Here is a 19,073-nt window from a genome sequence, read left to right on the forward strand (position 1 = left end):
AGGTATCTATCATGCCTCAGAATCCACCTTTTACCGTGTACTTAAAGCCCATAATCAGCTAAACCACAGAGGACGTAGCCTAGATCCTAAAGTCAGTAGTAAGCCGGAATCATTTACCGCTACAGGACCATGCCAAGTGTTCTGCTGGGATATTACCTACCTGCCAAGTCCTGTACGAGGTCAGTTCTATTATCTGTATATGATTGAAGATGTGTATAGCTGTAAGATTGTGGGATGGGAAGTGTACGATCATGAGTCAGGAGAGCTTGCCGCACAGCTTCTACAGCGTACGTTAATTAAAGAGAAGTGTTTGCATTCAGGCTTAGTTCTACATTCTGATAATGGGGCACCGATGAAGGCGCAAACGATGCGAATGAAAGCTTATGAGCTTGGGGTTATGACCTCTTATAGTAGACCTCGGGTAAGTAATGACAATCCATTTGCGGAGTCGCTGTTTAAAACGTGCAAGTACCGCCCGAATTGGCCCACAGATGGGTTTAATAGTCTTGATGAAGCGAGAGCTTGGGTGCTTAGGTTTACTCATTGGTATAACATGGAGCATAAGCACAGTCAGCTTCGCTTTGTGACCCCTAATGAGCGCCATATGGGTGAGGATAAAGTCATTCTAGCAAATCGTAAGCAGACGATAGAGAGTGCAAAAGCATTAAATCCTGCGCGCTGGGGTGGCCGAGAGGTGAGAGATTGTATACCTGTGCCCCCAACGACTTTAAATCCAGTAAAAGAGCCAAAATCGATTGATGAAATGAGAGTCGCCTAATTCATTAAATGGTGACAACTATGTTGACAAACACCGGTATTGATGACTTCAAAAGCGAGATTGAAAAAGACTATCACTGTCAAATACGACCAAAGTGGATACCTGCCTATGCTGAAGGGGCTGAGGTTTGGCTCACTGTATTTGTTAATACAGATATTATGAAGTTTCTTGCAGGTGCTATCGTAGGCGGAGCTACTTGGGATTTAGTAAAAGCAGGTACGAAGAAATATCTATTTAAACCTCTGTATGAAGCCTTAGAAAAACTATATCAAAAAAATCTAGAACCTTGGGATGGCTTAAAAGTTGTAGCATGTACCTTGCAGTTTGATGACTGCGAAATTGTTATTACAGGGGTTAGTAAGAATTTTAATAAGGTTTTCTCGGCTATATTTGATGAGATATCTAAAAGAAAAACTGTGTTTGAAAAAGAAGTTGGGCTTGAAGTTATAAAGATTGAAATGCCTATTGAATTCTTTGAAGGCAGAACGAATGAACATGACAGCTTTCACTTAGATTATTATAATGAAGATTATACTTCGTCAGCTCTTATGAGCTTATGGAGAATCACTTTTGCGACAGGATTCCCAGTAATGATTTATAGTTTTAAGGACGACGTTCTGTACGAACCTAAAAAGCTTCATGAGATGCTCACCTCAAACCACGATAAATACTAGCAAGAACACGATGTTGCCGTTAGTCTTGATAGTAACGGTATCCTGACGCAGACAATGGCGTTGCAGACTGTGGCTAGAGAGGGTGTCGAGATAACAGCAACGATTCTCGCCACGATAGTCTGCACGCCATTGGCAAGTCAGATACAAGCGGATAGCGAGAATAGCTACCCAACACCCGTATTAACAATATTATAAACAAAGCTAAGTTTTAAGCCTTTGATAAGCTACTTACGATTCTTTCTAGTACGTTTTTTGCGTAGCTTTTTATCTTCGATTCTCGCCAATCTTTTCTCTTCAGCTTGAGCTCTTAGCGCTTCAACCAGCTTGTCTTCCTCGACACGCATTTCTGGTGTCTCTAAAGTAATGCGACCCAATTGACCACTGCGCAGCTCATTAACTAAAATCTCTGACATACGGTAAGTATCGACCACACCGCCTTTTTTCAAAAAGCCGCGTTTGCGTCCTGCTACCTCGAAGAACTCCCAATCGGTCTGTGGTAGCTCATCAATCTTATAACGCTCTTTTAACAGCTCAGGATAGGCTTTAATTAAATACTCGGCGGTGTAGCCAGCCACATCTGAGAAGTCAAAAGCAGTGTCTTTAATGCCGCCAGTGGCTGCCAGCCGAAAGCCTGAGTTGGGGTTTTCAATCTTTGGCCATAGCATACCTGGTGTGTCATATAGCATAATGTCGTTATCAATCTTAATCAGCTGCTGCGACTTAGTCACCGCAGGCTCATCTCCAGTTTTGGCAATACTGCGACCGGCTAAGGTATTGATTAAGGTGGATTTCCCCACGTTTGGAATACCCATAATCAGCACTTTAATTTGACGACCGGTACCGACTTTATTAGGCACTAAGCTTTTGCAAAGTTGGATAATTTTTTGGACATCATTGGCCTTGTTGTCATCACAAGCGATGGCTTTTACTTGGCTCTGTGATTCTAATTGCTCAATCCAAGCTTGAGTCAGCTCAGGGTCAGCCAAGTCCGCTTTGTTTAAGATTTTGATAACCGGCTTTTTTCCGCCATGTTGGTTGTTACGCAGGTCTGCCACCATAGGGTTTTCGCTGCTAAATGGAATACGAGCATCAATCACTTCGATGACCACATCCATGTCAGGCATGATTTCTTTAATTTCGTTACGAGCTTTGTTCATGTGGCCTGGGAACCACTGAATACTTGGTGTCTGTATCATTACTTCATTAACCTTTTTGTAGTTTTTGCGCATTGCTCTAAGTTTACACTATTCACGCTTAAGATGTGCTGTAGCACCGTTAGCAAATCTATAAGCTAGCCGATTAATTCATCTGCAAGCGACTTAATCAAAACTGCTTATAAAACACTGTTTATTGCAAAACTTAAAGCAAATAAGCAACAAAACTCTCTACAAAATAAAGACGCTCTACTGTGACAGTGAGCGCCTTTATTCTAGCTATATTTTGAGTGAGTTTAGCTTAAGCTTAACTAACTTGAGCCTAACTAGAGGCTAAGCTAGCTCAAAGAATTTAAGAGAGCTTATTTTAGATTCTTATTCATAAAATCAATCATTTTATCCCAGCTCTCAGTAGCTGCTTTTTCGTTATAACCCAGGTCTACACCGTTTTCTTCAGCGCGTTTGTCCGCATTTGGGTTGGTAAAGCCGTGTTTGGCGTTGTCATAGACGTCAACGGTATAACTCACACCGGCATTGTCCATCTCTGCTTTGAAGCTTTCAACATCATCCATTGAGACCATGCTGTCATCGCGGCCATGAGCTACTAGCACCTTGGCGTTAAATTTATCTTTTTCAGCAGGCTGCTTTGGTGAGAAGTTACCATGGAAAGTTGCTACGGCTTTTACAGGCATACCTTCACGAGCCATATCCAAAGCGATTTTACCGCCGAAGCAGTAGCCCACCACGCCTAAGCGGTTGCCATCTACCGGTAATTGATCGGCGAAGTCATCTAGAATTGCGCGGCAACGACCCATCAATTTATCTTGGTCGTTTAGCATTTGTGTCATCCACTCATTGGCCTGCGCCGCATCAGTGGTCAATTTACCTTCACCATATACATCCATAGCGACCGCAGCAAATCCAGCCTTTGCCAGACGCTCAGTCACTTCACGAGGATGTTCAACCACGCCCCACCATTCTGGTGCGACTAAAATACCGGGAACCGAATTCTCATTGGTAGCCGATTCAGGTAACGCAATATAGCTGATCAGCTCCATGCCATAGTCAGCTGTGGTTTTGATTTCGTAAGTTTTAATACTCATCGATTATGTCCTTATTGATTTGTGGGTTTCTTTTTTTTATGAAATATATTGTATAAAAGGCCGTTTATGAAATAGGCTTTGGGTTGAACCACTTAATAACATAGCAAAGATAAGCCAGAGTTTCGATTTAAGAAATGTGAACAGGATTTGCCCGTTGCTATCGGTTTGTATTGATTCCACCGGCGTAATCCATTAGTCTGCTGTTTGTCATTTGGGCCAAAGCCTTAAGCCAATAAGCAGAGCAAAATAGCTAAGCAAAAAAACTAAGCGAGGAACTATCGTGGATGATGAGCAGTTAAGACCAAATTTCTGGGAAAAATATACCCTAGACCAGCTAACCACAGCCGAGTGGGAGGCTTTGTGTGATGGCTGCGGAGGCTGTTGTCTTGAGAAGTTTTTGGATGATCCAGAGTCTCCTTATGAAGTAGAGTACACTGATGTCGCGTGTAAGCTGCTTGATTGTAGTACTGGCTATTGCTCAAACTATGAAAACCGTCAGCAATTTGTGCCGGAATGTGTGTCTTTAACTGCCGATAAACTGCCAGATATGATGTGGCTGCCGAGCAATTGTGCTTATAAACTGATATATTTGGGTGAAGGTTTGCCTAAATGGCATTTATTATTGACCCAAGATATCGAACTGACCAAGCAAGGTATGCGTGAGGACGGTGTGGGTGTGGCTGGCCGCTGTGTGAGTGAGAATCAGGTGAATGAAGACGATCTTGAAGACCGTATTGTACGCTGGATACAGGCGTAGATCTTGCTCAAGCTGGACCATATAGGTCAATTAAACTGCACAAAAAAGGAGCCCTCAGGCTCCTTTTTTATATCTTTAACTTTATTAGTATTTGTCTTCTAGCTAACTGAATCAACTGCATTGATTAACTTTAAGAGAGGAGAACTAATCCGTAATTAGTTAACAAATTCAGGATAAGCTTCTTGGCCACATTCTGAGATGTCAGCCCCTTCATACTCCTCTTCTTCTGAGATACGTAGACCAACCACAGCTTTTAAGATACCCCAGACAATTAAGCTTGCACCAAACACCCAAACGAAGATAACCGCTGCGCCGCCTAACTGACCTAAGAAGGTCGCCTCTGCATTGGTCACAGGGACGATTAATACCCCAAATAACCCCACCACGCCGTGTACTGAGATGGCACCAACAGGGTCATCAATTTTGATTTTATCTAAGGCTAAAATTGAGAATACCACCAAGACACCAGCGATTAAGCCAAATAGAGTGGCTTGCACTGGAGTAGGGGTTAAGGGCTCTGCGGTAATGGCCACAAGGCCGGCCAGCGCTCCGTTTAATAGCATGGTCAAGTCAGCTTTGCCAAAGATAAGGCGGGCAAGCAGTAGCGCACCGATAGCTCCGCCCGCTGCTGAAGCATTGGTGTTTAAGAACACCATAGCCACTGAATTGGCGCTATTAATATCCCCCAGTTTTAGAACCGAGCCGCCATTAAAACCAAACCAGCCCATCCATAAGATAAAGGTACCCAAAGTGGCGAGTGGAAGGTTGGCACCAGGAATGGCGCGAATCTCACCGTTTTTGCCATATTTACCTTTACGAGCACCCAGTAATAACACGCCTGCTAATGCCGCTGAAGCCCCAGCCATATGCACAATTCCAGAGCCAGCAAAGTCGCTAAAGTTTAGCTCACCAATGAAGGGAACAGGGTTGCCGCCCCAAGTCCAGCTGCCTTCCATAGGATAAATAAAGCCAGTCATCACCACCGCAAAGGCAAAGAAAACCCAAAGCTTCATACGCTCAGCCACAGCACCAGACACGATAGACATGCAGGTGGCTACGAACACCACTTGGAAGAAAAAGTCAGAGGCTTGTGAATAAACTGCGTCTCCATTAAAGCCATTGGCTGCTGAAGCCGCTAGCGCAGTTGCCACGACAGTTTCGCCACCAGAGATACCGCTTAAGAAGAAGCCACCGTCATACATAAAGTGATAGCCACACATCAAGTACATGGTACAAGCGATGGCAAATAGACCAACGTTTTTGGTTAAGATTTCAGTGGTATTTTTAGCACGAACCAGTCCTGCTTCTAACATGGCAAAGCCAGCAGCCATCCACATAACTAAGGCGCCGCACATTAAGAAATAGAAAGTGTCGAGAGCGTACTGTAGTTCAAAAATCTGGTTTTGCATGATGATTCCCCCTTGGAATGCGATCGAGATTGGCAGGATGTCATTTATAGTGGCTGTTTAAGTTCTTGATCTTAAAAAGCCGAAATGAGGGCTGTATTTGATAACAGCTTAGATAGCGTCAGGACCTGTTTCACCGGTACGGATACGGATGACTTGCTCAAGAGGAGTGATAAAGATTTTACCATCACCAATTTTGCCTGTGCTTGCAATGCGAGTAATGGCTTCAATGGCAGGCTCTACCATCTCATCCGTTACGGCCACTTCTACTTTAACTTTAGGTAGGAAGTCGACCACATATTCTGCACCGCGATACAATTCAGTATGGCCCTTTTGACGACCAAAACCTTTTACTTCAGTAACTGTAACGCCTTTCACGCCAATTTCAGACAAGGCTTCACGCACATCATCTAACTTAAAAGGTTTTAATATTGCGGTAATCAATTTCATAGAAGATCCTTATTAATGACTTTGATAATGTTTGGATTTGATTGTTTACAACAAACGGCTTGTTAATACGGCTATTTAGCTATTGTCTTTGATGTCATTGTTTCAAGAATTGTGCCAACCAAAAACGAAGGGGGATGACGTTTTTAGGGCTAATAATGCATCAAAGTAGTGCATATTAAACTAATAGTGCACCAAATCAGTGTGCACCATATTAAGCAATAACCGAATTATTATAACTAAGTTTAACGATGGAGAGTTAGCCATTGGTTAGTAATTTGTGAAGGGTGTTCTGCGGGGTTACCGAGGTTAATAGGGTTACTTAGGGTTGCAATAACTAGCAAATCATTACAGACATTGTGGTTATTTAGTTGTATTATAAAGGTAGGGGAGGTAATGCCTAAATATAATAATAAATCCCCTCACATCTAAACGATTCATCTAATTGGAGATAGGGTGTTGCCTATTCATTCTGTTAAAGGTGTGGTCAAAAAAGACCACATCTCATGGTTTATCTTTGGCCTTATGGCCAGTGTGACTTTTATCGGTATCCTGTCAGAATTGGTGCCATCGGGTATCTTGCCCCAAATGACCCAAGGTCTTGGTATTGAAGAGACACAAGTTGGTTTCTTAGTTGGTATTTATGCTTTAGCTTCGGCCATCTTTGCCATTCCTCTTATTAGCATGACCTTGGCTATCAACCGAAAAAATTTATTACTGGTACTGCTAGCCGGTTTTGCGCTATCCAATATTGTGGTCGGTCTCACCTCTTCGTATTACCTTATTGTGGCCATGCGCATTCTTGGTGGTATCTGTGCCGGTATTATGTGGCCAATGATTGCCGCGTATGGTGCCGCTTTGGTGACGGACGATCTACAAGGTAGGGCCATTACTATTATCATGGCGGGGAATACCTTTGGTGTAAGTCTAGGTTTGCCGTTTATGACTTACATTGGCACTCATCTGGGGTGGAGAACAGAATTTATCCTGCTCGGGGCGTTGGGCGCAGTCATTGCTTTATTGGCCGCCAAATTCTTGCCAGCAGTACCCGGTGAGAAGTTGACCCAAAGTAACTCGCCAATGGCCATGCTAAAAATCCCACAAGTGTGGATGGTGCTGGTATTAACCTTCTTATCTGTGGTCGCCCACTATAGTACTTATACTTATATTACCTTGTTGGTTGAGACTTTAAGATTCCAAGGTGGCATTAGCCTAGCGTTATTGATATTTGGTATTGGCTCAGTAATTTCGGTCATTTTATCTGCCCGCATTATTGATGCGCACTTACAAGGGTTAATTGTGGCTATGTTGGTAGCTGGTGCGGTAGCGATGATGCTGTTTGTGGTCTTTGGCGGGGCTAATGGCTGGTCTCACATGGCCTTCTTGTTATGGGGTTTGGCGTTTGGTCCCTTAGTGACCATGTGGCAAACTGCGGTTAGTAAGCAGGTGACTGAGGCCAAAGCAGTGGCCACCTCGGTGCAATCGAGTGTGTTTAACTTCTCAATCATGATTGCCACTTGGGTTGCCGGATTAATCCTAGTGTATCTGCCACAATTTGGTGCCATGGGTATCGTTTACTTGTCGATACTGTGCTTTATCCCTGCCATCTTATTGTCACTGTTTGCTAACAGGACTTTGGGGGCTAAATAAGGGGCTTATTAAAAGTAACCTATCCTTAAAAATACAACGCATGCTTGAAAGCACAACAAAAAGCACGACAAGTTATAGAGTGGAAAAGTAGAACTAAAAAGGAGAATATAATGAAAAAATTTATCAATTCTACTGTCTATGGTGATGAAAATAACCGTCAGCAACAAGCCACTGAGATTTTGGTTAAAGATGGGGTTATTGAAGCCATTGGCAATAATTTACCCAGTGCAGACGAAGAGATTGATTTAAAAGGACGCTTAGTAGTGCCTCCGTATGTCGATGCTCACCTGCATTTGGATTATGTTTATACCGGCAAAAGCGAAGGCGCTACCAACGATACCGGAACTTTGTTTGAAGGGATTGCGCGCTGGCACGATGTCAAAAAAACACAGACTCTAGAAGATGCTAAACAGCGAGCATTAAAGGGTATCGAAGAAGAAGTGTCCAAAGGGGTGCAGTTTATACGTACTCATATTGATGTGTGTGACCCGAATCTAACTGGGTTAAAGGCAATGCTTGAGGTGCGTGAGCAGTTAAAAGACAACGTCACCATTCAAATTGTCGCTTTCCCGCAAGAGGGTATGTATGCCTATAAAGGCGGAGAGGAGTTGGTAGAAGAAGCACTTAAGATGGGCGCAGACTGTGTCGGTGGCATTCCTCATTTTGAGTGGGCATATGAATTCGGTCAGGATTCTGTCCGTAAAGCGGTAGAGCTGGCGGTGAAGTATGATAAATTAATTGATATTCACTGTGATGAAACTGACGACCCGATGAGCCGCCATGTGCAACTGCTAAATGCTTTGGTAATGGTAGAAGGTATCGGTAGTCGTACGGCTGCCAGCCACACTTGTTCGTTTGGCTCAGCAGATAATGCCTATGCGTTTCGTATGATGCAGCTGTTTGAACAATCTGGCATGAACTTTATTGCGTTGCCGACTGAGAACGCTTATCTACAAGGCCGTCAAGATACTTATCCAAAACGCCGTGGCTTAACCCGTGTCAAAGAGTTTTGGGAAAGCGGTATTAACGTCTGCTTCGGTCAAGACTCAATCAATGATCCTTGGTATCCTGCCGGTAACGGCAACCTGATGAATATCCTGGATAATGGTATTCACTTGGCTCAAGCCATGTCCTTTGCCCAGTTAGACACTTGTCTTGACCTGATTACCTATAATGGCGCTAAGACATTAAATGTTGAAGATCAGTATGGGTTTGAAAAAGGTAAGCCGGCCAACTTTTTAGTGCTTGATGCTCACACTCCTTTTGAAGCGGTACGTCAGCGGGCTGATGTGTTGGCATCTATTCGAAATGGTGAGTACTTATTCAAAAAGCCAGAGCCTAGCTATGACATTGAGTTGGACTTGTTTAGAAAAACCAAGTAGCCAGCTAATGGATAAGTAACCGGTCAATTAACAAACAACCGATCAATTAATAAATAACCAGTCAATTAAAAAGAAAAAAGGTGAGCTCAGCTAACCGGGTTCACCTTTTTTAGATTTTAGCTTCTGTATTAATTACATTTTTGGATACAGTAGGTAAGGGGTCTGACTGGCTTTGAGCAGTTTACGGGTATTACTGCCATGTAAGAACTCATGCAAGCGTGATTCGCCAAAAGCCCCAGTAATTAGAAGGTCTAGCTCATTGTGCTGTTGGTAATACATGAGGGCTGAGGTCACATCATGGCCTTGTATCAACGCTTTTTTGCAGCTAATGCCTGACTGGGTTAAGCGGGCATAAGCTTCGCGTAAGGCTTCTTTGTTACGCTCATTTTCTTCTCCGACCATCACCACATGCAGGTTTAGATTTCTAATCAAAGAAGTGCTACACAGCCACTCTAATAGGGCATGACAGGTGGGCCGGTTATCAAAGCCAAAAAGCGCAGTTTTTGGAACTTTAAAGCTCTCATGAGTGACTAAGGCAGGGCAGCGGCTGGCACGAATCAGCTGTGATAAAGTGTCTTTACAAGTTACTTGATGTCCAAGGACAACTAACTGCGCGCTTTCATCGACATAGTCCAAGCTTTCTGCAATAGAGGCATGGCGATGCAAATAGTAAATTTGATGCTTATAACGGCCTTGGTGCTGTTCACAATAACTTTGTGCCTGCCTTAGCAATAAGCGACCTTGGTCACGCAGTTTGCCATTGCTGTCTTTTTCTTCCAAAGTTAATTGTTTGAGGAGGTGAGTGCCATCATCGGCGACTAAGTATCCTGAATAATCCAACGCTTCCTTATGCTGTACGGTAGGGGCTGCGTGCAATAGACCTATGGGAGCCTGTAGGTTTTTGGCCGCCCACATGCTGGCCTCAAGGACAGCCTGTACATGGTTAGGACAATCCAAGCAAGCAATGACGCTATCCGCTCTTAAATTACTCATAAAAATCACTCAAACAGGGAGATATCCCTTCAACGTAAACTAAAAATCCCACTCTAGCAATGCTAGAGTAGGATTAATTGTGCTTGGCTATTAACTAGACACCGATTAACTTTAGAGTGCTCTAGTCTAGTAAGCCGATATCACGACGGTCATGAATTGAAAACTTATCAATAATGGTGCGACTCGCGCTGTTTAGACCCACTACTTTAACATCAACTCCTTCGCGTTGAAAACGGATCACTAACTTATCTAGCGTATCTACGGCAGTGACATCCCAGAAGTGAGCTTGGCTCACATCAATAACCACTTGATCTAAGGCTTCTTTGGTATCAAAGCTGTTTAGGAACTGAGTTGTTGAGCTAAAGAAAACTTGACCTTGGACGTAGTAGTAACGGGTGTTATTTTCATCATCCAGCTCACTTAAGATACTTAGGAACTGACCAATCTTATTGGCGAAGAATAGGGAAGATAACAGCACACCTACCAACACACCATAGGCTAAGTTATGGGTAAATACGGTGGTAATAACTGTGGCCAGCATCACCACGTTAAATGACATGGGATGGGTCTTAAACTCACGCAGAGATTCCCAGTTAAAGGTACCGATAGAGACCATAATCATTACCGCTACCAAGGCCGCCATTGGAATTTGGCTGACCCAATCACTTAAGAACACCACCATGATCAGTAAAACGGCACCAGCGATAAAGGTAGACAGACGAGTGCGTCCGCCAGATTTAACGTTGATGACTGACTGACCAATCATCGCACAACCGGCCATACCGCCAAAGAAACCTGAGGCTACGTTGGCAATACCTTGACCACGACACTCGCGGTTTTTGTCACTTGGAGTATCGGTTAAATCATCAACAATGGTTGCGGTCATCATTGACTCTAACAGACCTACTACCGCCAATGCCATAGAGTAAGGCGCGATGATCAATAAGGTCTCTAGGTTTAGAGGAACGTCAGGCAGTAAGAACATGGGTAGGGTATCTGGCAACTCACCCATATCGCCCACATTACGAATGTCCAAGCCCATATATAAGGCCACTGCGGTTAAGCCGACAATACAGATAAGTGGAGAGGGGATGATTTTACCAATCTTAGGAATCAGCGGAAAGCCGTAGATAATGGCCAAGCCCGCTGCGGTCATGATATAAACTGGCATGCCCACACGATCCATGGCTGGGTTTAGCTCGGGCAGCTGGGCCATAAAAATTAAAATGGCCAGGGCATTCACGAAGCCGATGACCACTGAGCGTGACACAAAGCGCATCAAGTTACCCAGCTTAAATACACCCATAAAGAACTGGAGTACCCCGCACAGTAAGGTAGCAGCGAGCAGGTATTGCAGACCATGGTCGGCGACTAAAGTCACCATGACCAAAGCCATGGCTCCTGTGGCGGCCGAAATCATACCTGGGCGCCCCCCAACGAAGCTGATAACTACCGCAATACAAAAGGAGGCATATAGCCCGACTTTGGGGTCTACACCAGCAATTATCGAGAAAGCAATGGCTTCAGGAATTAAGGCTAAGGCGACCACTAATCCTGAGAGCACGTCACCTCGCACATTAGAAAACCACTCATCTTTTAGCGTATTTAAGGAAGGGAAGGTTAGAGACATAGGTTTTGGCATAGTGTTTGGGTCGATTATTTGTTAAGTTGTATTTTATAGGGATATGAAACTAAAAAACAGACGAAAGTGGCCGGAATTGTAAGGCAAACGCTGTCACCGAAATTTACGGTAGACTATCGGCCATACCGCTCATAAAGCGTATGCTATCTTGTGCAAATACTTTCATAAATTATTCACATCACCTAAGTGGTGCTATAGTGGAGAGATGTTCGTTGATAAATATCAGCATGAGACGGCGCTTCTAAATGGAGTGTGTTTAAGAGGTTAAAAACACACAAAAATAGCCATAGAAAGGCAAGGAAATTCAGTTCATAGAGGCTGGACTCATGGTAGAATAAACACCCTCTACCCCTAGCAACGATCTAGCTTCCTATTTAAATTTTAACATTAATTTATACTGCGGCGATAACTGCCCACTGCAGTTAATGCAGGTCGAGTCATTAGTGTCAAAAATAAGCAAAAATAAATAGGGGCTACATATCTACAAAAATGGGTGCATCATAGCACAATATAGAAACAAGGACAGACCATGAGTACTGACCCAACCCTAACCGATGCCAATAGATCTTCGGTAGATCACACAGCTTATAAGTCACAAAGCACATCACCTAATAACTCTCAGACCTCATCAAACCTTGATCCTGAACAGGCCTCAAGTGTGGGACATTATCAGCCCAGCACTAAATATCAAGCCAAGACGAAGTCTGATAACAGCTCAGCTGACCTCATTCAAAAGGGCAGTGGGCTACAAGTGGTCATTGGTATGGGGCAGTCAGGTTTAGCGACAGCCAACTATCTAGCAAAGCGCAGTTATAGTGTTGCGGTAACGGATGGTAATGCTGCTCCTAAATTGGCCGATCAATTAAACCCCAGCATAGAAATCCGAGCCTTTGGTGAGATTGATGGCGAGCTGTTATTACAAGCTGAGCGTATTATTATTAGCCCAGGGGTGGCGCTAACCACTCCTGCTGTGGCAAAGGCCAAACAAGCTGGGATTGCTATTGTTAGTGATATTCAGTTGTTCAAAGAAGCTTGCAGCACGCCTATCGTTGCTATAACAGGCTCTAATGCCAAAAGTACGGTCACTACCTTATTGGGACTGATGGCCAAAGATGCCGGTATCAATGTTGGCGTTGGCGGTAATATTGGTGTGCCCGCGTTAAGCTTATTAGAAGACGAGCAATTGGGTGAGAATATGGAGCTGGCAGTTTTAGAACTGTCTAGTTTTCAGTTAGAAACTGTCACCAATCTTGGCGCAAAAGTGGCGACTGTGCTCAATATGTCCCCAGATCATTTAGATCGTCATGGTGATATGCTGGGCTATCATCAGGCCAAACATCGTATTTTCCAAGGGGCTAAGTCTATTGTGGTTAACCGAGATGACGCCTTATCCAGACCCTTGATTGCTGATAATACCCCCCGACTGAGCATTGGCTCTAATGCCCCAGATTTGGGAGAATATGGGCTAATCACTGAAGGCGATGGCAGTCTTTATCTAGCCAAAGGCACCGAAAAATTAATCGCAGCCGATAAATTAAAAGTAAAAGGCAAGCACAACTTAGTGAATGCTTTGGCGGCTCTTGCTTTGGGTGAGCTGGCAGGTATTGATGTTGAGAGCATGCTGCAAACGTTACAAGAGTTTTCAGGACTGCCACACCGCTGTCAATTTGTGGATAATGTGGCAGGCATAGATTACTTTAATGACTCAAAAGGCACCAATGTGGGGTCGACACTGGCCGCCATTTTAGGTCTTGGGTCTGTTTATAGTAGCCAATCTAATGGTAAAACCAAGTTAATGCTGATATTGGGCGGAGAGGGTAAAGGTCAAGATTTCTCTGAGCTTGCCCCTTTAATCAATAAGTATGTCAGTCAGGTATTGCTGATAGGTAAAGATGGTCCGCTAATTGCCGAGCACTTACAGCAAGCAGATTTATCTGATGACGTACAACTGCATCATTATCAGACTTTAGATCAAGCCATGGATAAGGCTCAGCAGCTCTTGACTAGCAGTTTGTCACAAGTGGCAGCGGTTTTATTGTCTCCTGCCTGTGCGAGCTTAGATCAGTATAGTAGCTACAATGAGCGTGGCGAACATTTCTGTCAGCTAGTAACTGATTTGAAGTGCTAATCTAGTTTGTTATTTATTTTATTGAAAAATAGTTTTAAGTACAGTTGATACCCTATGGCAAAAGATACTCCTAATGCATCTGGCTACACCCCAAATGCTCTGTCCAAACGTAAGCAAAATAGTACCGGCGTATTTTCCATGCCGTCAGCAGGAAGTGTGCTGATGGTCAGCGTCAGCTGTCTGATGGTGTTAAGCCTAATCATGGTGGCCTCAGCCTCTATTCCTTTTGCCAATATGCATGACATTAGTCAGCTTTACTTTTTTAAGAACCAATTAATGTATATGGGTATAGGCTTAGCAGCTGCGTTTATGGCCTACAAAGTACGCCTTTTATGGCTATATGACATGCTAACCCTGGCCTCAGCCCTGATGATGGTCATCTTATTACTGATAGCCACCTTGCTGTTTGGAGATGCTATTAACGGCTCAAAACGTTGGATTGAGATTGGCCCCTTTAACTTCCAAGTGGCGGAGCTTGCTAAGCTTGTAATGGTCATGTTTACCGCTGACTTTGTGGTGCGCCGCGGGACAGAGGTACGTCAAGGCTACGGGGGGATCTTCCGTATGGGCGTGCTGGTGATGGTGCTGGTTGGCCTGTTTTTATCACAGCCTGACTTTGGATCCCTGGTTATTATTATTGGGGTGATTTTGGCCATATTCTTTGTGGCCGGCGCACCTTGGAGTCAGTCTGGGTTCTTGGTAGTAGGCGGCTTAATCGGAGCGGCTTATGCGGTAATGTTCCAAGAATATCGTATGACCCGTGCCACCTCTTTCTTAGATCCTTTTGATGATATTCAGGGCTCTGATTATCAGTTGGCACGCAGTTTAATTGCTTTTGGCCGCGGTGAAATAACGGGTGTAGGCTATGGTGAAAGTGTACAGAAATTGGCTCACTTGCCAGAGGCGCATACCGATTTCTTGTTGGCGATTACTGGCGAAGAGTTGGGGCTAGTAGGCGTGCTTACGGTACTTGCTTTAGAAGCTTTAGTGATTGCTAGTGCCATGCGCATTAGTTACACTGCGCTGAAAAATCGTCAGATGCGTTTGAGCTATACCGCCTTTGGTTTTGCGGTAATTTTTATTGGCCAAGGTGTCATTAACTCAGGAATGAACATGGGGTTAATGCCGACTAAAGGTCTGACCCTGCCTTTCTTCAGTTATGGCGGCTCTTCAATGTTGATTAGCTTAGTCATGGTCGGTATCTTGCTAAATATCCATAAGAATACATCAAAAATACCAACGGCTCAGTGTCGCCATTACTAAGCCCTTGATTAATAAGTACACGACTCATAAAAAGGCCGTATAAATTAATTTATACGGCCTTTTTATTTGTGATTTTTATTTATTTTAGGGGTAAAAGAGGTTTAAACCTTACCCAGTACACTTTGGTGCTGTAAGGGTTCTAATCGCCACTGTGCGACGGCTTGCTCCAGCATGGCCTCTGGTTTATCTACATCAACTTCTGGCTGCTTGAGTAAAGTTAGAGCCTTTTGGATTAGGTTTTGACACTTCTGCTCGCTAAGGGTGTCAATGGGGGTGGCTAAGTTTTGTTTTGATAGCTTTTGACCACAATGATTCTCAACCAAGGGCAAGTGATACCAGTGCTCAACGGTGGGCAGGTTTAGATAGCTCATAATAGAGATTTGGGTCGTGGTTAACGGTAAGATATCTAGGCCGCGCATGACATGAGTAATCCCTTGCAGGCCATCATCGACACTGGCCGCTAAGAAGTAGTTAATGGTGCCATCTGCTCGGCGTAACACCACATCTCCTAAGCTTTGCTGTGGATTGGACCACTGTATGCCTTGAATGCCATCTATAAATCCCATGCTTTGATTGGGCAGCTGGATTCTCACCTTTTTATCCACTAACCCCTGTGTTTTTTGTTGCTGACTAAGAGTATGGGCTTCATAAGCTGCCGTCTTAGGATCGGGTAAGCAGAATCTGGGGTAAATATCATAGTCCGCTAAGTCTTTGCGGGAGCAGCGACAGCCATAAACATAAGGTAATAGCTGATCGTGTAACAGCTCATTGTAGATATCGGTTCGCTCGGATTGATACCAAATACTCCCCTCCCAATGCAGTCCTAAGTTTTCTAAATCTATTAGGATTTGCTCACTAAATTTGGTACTGCAGCGTTGGCGGTCGGTATCTTCAATACGCAGTAGCCAGGTGCCACCTAGGGATTTGATATGACAATAACTGGCAATCGCGGTGGTTAGCGAACCAAGATGTAACTCGCCAGTGGGTGAAGGAGCAAAACGGCCCATAGCTGGCCTATAAATAGGACAGTCAGTGGGCCGTTTTTCGTTAGGCATCGTCATAGACAGAGGCAGTCGCTAACAGTTACGGGTAACTGATAAAGACTTAAGAGTGGCCCCAGTTTTGACGCTCTTTGATTTCTGCTAAAGTTTTGCAGTCGATACATTGAGTTGCCGTAGGACGGGCTTCCAAACGACGTAAACCAATCTCAACGCCGCAAGTTTCACAAAAACCATAATCGCCATTGCTGATCTCAGCCAATGATTTATCGATTTTACGAATTAACTTACGTTCGCGATCACGAGTACGTAGCGCTAGAGCAAACTCTTCTTCTTGAGTAGCTCTATCGCTAGTATCTGATAAAGCGGCTGACTCATCTTGAATGTAGGTCTTAGTGCTTTCAGCATCACCTGCTAACTGCTGCTTCCATGCCTTAAGAATGTTCTCAAAATGGGTAAGCTGAGCATCAGACATATACTCTTCATCTGCGCCAACTTCGTACGGCTTAAAATTAGTTAGGTCGTCAATAGCATTTTGACTCATGACAATTTCCTATATCCATGTAGTAGGGGGTGCCAAATTAAAATAATGGAGACTTATATCACATTTTTTTTGTTATTGCGAGAAGTATTATATAAGGCCTTCTTACTGATTTATCAATGACCTGCAGATAATCTAAACGGCTTTAAGGCTTTTTGTTTTCTAGCCTCGTTATCCAGCTTTGTATAACGCCTTGTTTATTTAAGCTTAACCAACGATAGCCGGGAGCTGCTTGGTCATCAAAAGCAAAGTTATCAGATTTTGGTTTAAATTGGTAGCAAGTAGATGGGGTAGCATATACTTTGACTCCTGCCCTTTGGGCCTCAAAGTTTTGATGTACGTGACCGGTCACTACTGCTTTTACCGAAGGTTTGTCCTCAATTAACTGCCAAAAGTCCTCAGCATCTTGGGTGATATGGTCATCCATCCAAGCTGAGTCTATTGGCAGCACGTGATGATGCATGCCAATTATGACAGGATGATGACTATTTGCTACGTTTTGCGATAGCCAGTTTAGGTTTTTGTTACCCACAGTCCCATAAACCTTGCCAGGGACACTACTGTCTATTAGCAGTAAGCGCCAGTCATTTAAAGTAAGGCGGTGACGAGAGAGGAGCAGAGCGTTGGGTTTATGAGCTACAAAACGGCGCTCAGAGAAGGGCAGATGACTGTATAGCTCATCGGTGACATCATGGTTACCGGCTATACAAACAAACGGAATGCCGGTTTTCTCAAGCAACTGATAAATGTTTTGGTAAATCTCAGGCTTAACTTCATTCACCAAATCGCCACTCAATAAAATCAAGTCACAGCGAATGTCTTCCTCTAAGGCCTGCTGCAAACAAGCAGTGAAGCTTTTATAGTTATTGATGCCTACCGTTTCAGTATCAGAGTCTAGATATAAGTGCGGGTCGGTCAGCTGCAGAATATTAATCACACCGTCCGCAGTGGTTATCTGGGTCGGGGGATAAGTTTTGGGGTCGATAAAGCCTTGAAATGTAGACATGACGGACCTCTTCTTACTATAAATATTGAGCCATGCTTTTAAGTGGTTTATTGACTTCCTCCCCTCGCTAAACCGAGGGGATTCCTACAGCTAGACGGTCAAGCCCGACCGCGAGGATGTTCTTAGCAGCATTGATATCTCTATCATGCCATGTGCCACACTCAGCACACCTCCATCCTCTTATTCGCAAACCTGCTCTACCTTTTGGACTACTGTCACTTATTTTGTGGCAGCACGAGCAGGTCTGGGTAGTGTAACTCTCATTTACGATCTCAAACTGACAACCTGCATGCTTGCATTTATATTCCAGTTGTCGTTTAAGTTCAAACCAACCTGCATCGTATGTTGATTTAGCGAGGTTGGTTTTTTTATTGGTAAATGAGCGTGACTTAACATCACCAACCACAATCAAGGCATTATCTTTGACAAGTTTGGTGGTGAATTTATGAGTTAAGTCTAATCTTGTGTTTTTAATTTTGGCGTGGATTGCTTTGACACGATTTTTATTGTTAGCACGTTGAGCGATAGCAAGCTTTTTAGCCCACTTTTGCGTTTGCTTAATAGTTAGCTTGTCACCATTTGATGTGGTTGCAGACTCTTTTAAGCCCAAATCAATACCAACGCTGCCCTTACCACTTACTTGCTTAGGAAAGTCTTTAACAGTAATACAGGCATACCAACGATTACGACTGTCTTGTACTATCTCAAGCGTGTTAATTTGATACAGGCTTAGGTTATAGCTATCGAATACATCGATGAGGAGCTTTTGACCTTTAGATAGCGATAGCTGTATGGTTGATTTAAGTGCTTTTTTGCCTGTTTGTATTGTGCTTAGGTATTTGATAGCCGATTTCTTAAAAGGTATCCAGCCCAATGATTTACGCTTGGCATCAGCACGATTGGTACGCCAGCTAAGTTTGGCTTTTTTAAATTGTTTACGTGATTTAGCGTGTGTCTCATTGATAGCCTGTAAGGTCTGACTGTGTAGTCCTAAATATTCACCGCTACCTTTAGTATACTCACTTAGATCATAAGCACTAAAAAACTTACCGGTACGTTTTAGATGCTCAAAGCAAAGTGCATTAATATAGTTCCACACGAAGTTCACTGAACCGCTTAGATGATTCAGCTCTTTTATGTGTTTGTCTTTA

At 43.7% G+C, this 19,073-nt stretch carries 17 protein-coding genes; 7 read left to right on the forward strand and 10 right to left on the reverse strand.

Annotation, left to right across the window (positions count from 1 at the left end; translation table 11 throughout):
• Window positions 1-778, forward strand: a 778-nt coding sequence (locus A1232T_RS04900) for a DDE-type integrase/transposase/recombinase (RefSeq protein ID WP_143513952.1), incomplete at its 5' end; no start/stop codon positions are given.
• Between the two features lie 20 nt (window positions 779-798).
• Entirely contained in the window at window positions 799-1,452 is a 654-nt protein-coding gene (locus tag A1232T_RS04905) for a hypothetical protein (RefSeq protein WP_077448359.1), read from the forward strand.
• Between the two features lie 224 nt (window positions 1,453-1,676).
• Here the strand turns inward: A1232T_RS04905 and ylqF are convergent, their stop codons facing one another.
• Window positions 1,677-2,648: a ribosome biogenesis GTPase YlqF gene (gene ylqF / locus A1232T_RS04910; RefSeq protein WP_077448361.1), complete on the reverse strand. Its 972-nt coding sequence runs from the start codon at window positions 2,646-2,648 to the stop codon at window positions 1,677-1,679.
• Between the two features lie 320 nt (window positions 2,649-2,968).
• The gene (locus A1232T_RS04915) at window positions 2,969-3,709 is read right to left on the reverse strand and encodes a dienelactone hydrolase family protein (RefSeq protein WP_077448363.1); all 741 of its coding nucleotides are present in this window, start codon (window positions 3,707-3,709) and stop codon (window positions 2,969-2,971) included.
• A 280-nt stretch (window positions 3,710-3,989) separates the two neighbouring features.
• Between A1232T_RS04915 and A1232T_RS04920 the strand changes: the two genes are divergently transcribed.
• The gene (locus A1232T_RS04920) at window positions 3,990-4,466 is read left to right on the forward strand and encodes a YcgN family cysteine cluster protein (protein WP_425272059.1); all 477 of its coding nucleotides are present in this window, start codon (window positions 3,990-3,992) and stop codon (window positions 4,464-4,466) included.
• Window positions 4,467-4,621: 155 nt separating this feature from the next.
• On the opposite strand, the gene A1232T_RS04925 is transcribed toward A1232T_RS04920, so the two are convergent.
• Complete coding sequence (locus A1232T_RS04925; protein WP_077448366.1) at window positions 4,622-5,875, reverse strand: ammonium transporter; 1,254 nt, start codon at window positions 5,873-5,875, stop codon at window positions 4,622-4,624.
• Between the two features lie 108 nt (window positions 5,876-5,983).
• Window positions 5,984-6,322 (reverse strand): P-II family nitrogen regulator, encoded by a 339-nt coding sequence (locus A1232T_RS04930; RefSeq protein ID WP_077448367.1) that lies wholly within the window; start codon window positions 6,320-6,322, stop codon window positions 5,984-5,986.
• A gap of 453 nt (window positions 6,323-6,775) precedes the next feature.
• Between A1232T_RS04930 and A1232T_RS04935 the strand changes: the two genes are divergently transcribed.
• A complete protein-coding gene (locus A1232T_RS04935; protein ID WP_244152383.1) occupies window positions 6,776-7,969 on the forward strand; it encodes an MFS transporter in 1,194 nt (397 codons plus the stop codon).
• A 110-nt stretch (window positions 7,970-8,079) separates the two neighbouring features.
• Window positions 8,080-9,351, forward strand: coding sequence for an amidohydrolase family protein (locus A1232T_RS04940; RefSeq protein WP_208606912.1), 1,272 nt, complete (start codon window positions 8,080-8,082; stop codon window positions 9,349-9,351).
• 132 nt (window positions 9,352-9,483) lie between these two features.
• On the opposite strand, the gene A1232T_RS04945 is transcribed toward A1232T_RS04940, so the two are convergent.
• Entirely contained in the window at window positions 9,484-10,344 is an 861-nt protein-coding gene (locus tag A1232T_RS04945; protein ID WP_077448368.1) for a universal stress protein, read from the reverse strand.
• Window positions 10,345-10,465: 121 nt separating this feature from the next.
• Window positions 10,466-11,974 carry a SulP family inorganic anion transporter gene (locus A1232T_RS04950; RefSeq protein ID WP_077448370.1) on the reverse strand — a complete coding sequence of 503 codons (1,509 nt, stop codon included), beginning with the start codon at window positions 11,972-11,974 and terminating at the stop codon, window positions 10,466-10,468.
• 775 nt (window positions 11,975-12,749) lie between these two features.
• Here A1232T_RS04950 and murD point away from each other — a divergent pair.
• Both murD and ftsW read left to right on the forward strand, forming a co-directional pair.
• Window positions 12,750-14,114 (forward strand): UDP-N-acetylmuramoyl-L-alanine--D-glutamate ligase, encoded by a 1,365-nt coding sequence (murD, locus tag A1232T_RS04955; RefSeq protein ID WP_244152385.1) that lies wholly within the window; start codon window positions 12,750-12,752, stop codon window positions 14,112-14,114.
• A gap of 54 nt (window positions 14,115-14,168) precedes the next feature.
• Window positions 14,169-15,377: a putative lipid II flippase FtsW gene (gene ftsW / locus A1232T_RS04960; RefSeq protein WP_208606913.1), complete on the forward strand. Its 1,209-nt coding sequence runs from the start codon at window positions 14,169-14,171 to the stop codon at window positions 15,375-15,377.
• 101 nt (window positions 15,378-15,478) lie between these two features.
• Here the strand turns inward: ftsW and gluQRS are convergent, their stop codons facing one another.
• The 4 genes from gluQRS to A1232T_RS04985 form a co-directional block, all read right to left on the reverse strand.
• The gene (gene gluQRS / locus A1232T_RS04965; RefSeq protein ID WP_244152384.1) at window positions 15,479-16,384 is read right to left on the reverse strand and encodes a tRNA glutamyl-Q(34) synthetase GluQRS; all 906 of its coding nucleotides are present in this window, start codon (window positions 16,382-16,384) and stop codon (window positions 15,479-15,481) included.
• A 97-nt stretch (window positions 16,385-16,481) separates the two neighbouring features.
• On the reverse strand, window positions 16,482-16,919 hold the full coding sequence (gene dksA, locus A1232T_RS04970; protein ID WP_077448375.1) for an RNA polymerase-binding protein DksA: 438 nt from the start codon (window positions 16,917-16,919) through the stop codon (window positions 16,482-16,484).
• Window positions 16,920-17,061: 142 nt separating this feature from the next.
• Window positions 17,062-17,922: a metallophosphoesterase gene (locus A1232T_RS04975; RefSeq protein WP_077448377.1), complete on the reverse strand. Its 861-nt coding sequence runs from the start codon at window positions 17,920-17,922 to the stop codon at window positions 17,062-17,064.
• A gap of 67 nt (window positions 17,923-17,989) precedes the next feature.
• On the reverse strand, window positions 17,990-19,073 hold a 1,084-nt coding region (locus tag A1232T_RS04985; protein ID WP_143513953.1), incomplete at its 5' end, for an RNA-guided endonuclease InsQ/TnpB family protein.

Origin of the sequence: Psychrobacter pasteurii (genome assembly GCF_900162815.1) — a bacterium.
Lineage (GTDB): Bacteria > Pseudomonadota > Gammaproteobacteria > Pseudomonadales > Moraxellaceae > Psychrobacter > Psychrobacter pasteurii.

Bases quoted from the DNA above. Each gene is read 5' to 3' on its own strand.
- ftsW (WP_208606913.1), top strand. From the start codon at position 14,169: ATGGCAAAAGATACTCCTAATGCATCTGGCTACACCCCAAATGCTCTG.
- A1232T_RS04905 (WP_077448359.1), top strand. From the start codon at position 799: ATGTTGACAAACACCGGTATTGATGACTTCAAAAGCGAGATTGAAAAA.
- A1232T_RS04930 (WP_077448367.1), bottom strand. From the start codon at position 6,322: ATGAAATTGATTACCGCAATATTAAAACCTTTTAAGTTAGATGATGTG.
- dksA (WP_077448375.1), bottom strand. From the start codon at position 16,919: ATGAGTCAAAATGCTATTGACGACCTAACTAATTTTAAGCCGTACGAA.
- murD (WP_244152385.1), top strand. From the start codon at position 12,750: ATGGGGCAGTCAGGTTTAGCGACAGCCAACTATCTAGCAAAGCGCAGT.
- A1232T_RS04915 (WP_077448363.1), bottom strand. From the start codon at position 3,709: ATGAGTATTAAAACTTACGAAATCAAAACCACAGCTGACTATGGCATG.
- A1232T_RS04975 (WP_077448377.1), bottom strand. From the start codon at position 17,922: ATGTCTACATTTCAAGGCTTTATCGACCCCAAAACTTATCCCCCGACC.
- A1232T_RS04945 (WP_077448368.1), bottom strand. From the start codon at position 10,344: ATGAGTAATTTAAGAGCGGATAGCGTCATTGCTTGCTTGGATTGTCCT.
- gluQRS (WP_244152384.1), bottom strand. From the start codon at position 16,384: ATGGGCCGTTTTGCTCCTTCACCCACTGGCGAGTTACATCTTGGTTCG.
- A1232T_RS04950 (WP_077448370.1), bottom strand. From the start codon at position 11,974: ATGTCTCTAACCTTCCCTTCCTTAAATACGCTAAAAGATGAGTGGTTT.
- A1232T_RS04925 (WP_077448366.1), bottom strand. From the start codon at position 5,875: ATGCAAAACCAGATTTTTGAACTACAGTACGCTCTCGACACTTTCTAT.
- ylqF (WP_077448361.1), bottom strand. From the start codon at position 2,648: ATGATACAGACACCAAGTATTCAGTGGTTCCCAGGCCACATGAACAAA.
- A1232T_RS04940 (WP_208606912.1), top strand. From the start codon at position 8,080: ATGAAAAAATTTATCAATTCTACTGTCTATGGTGATGAAAATAACCGT.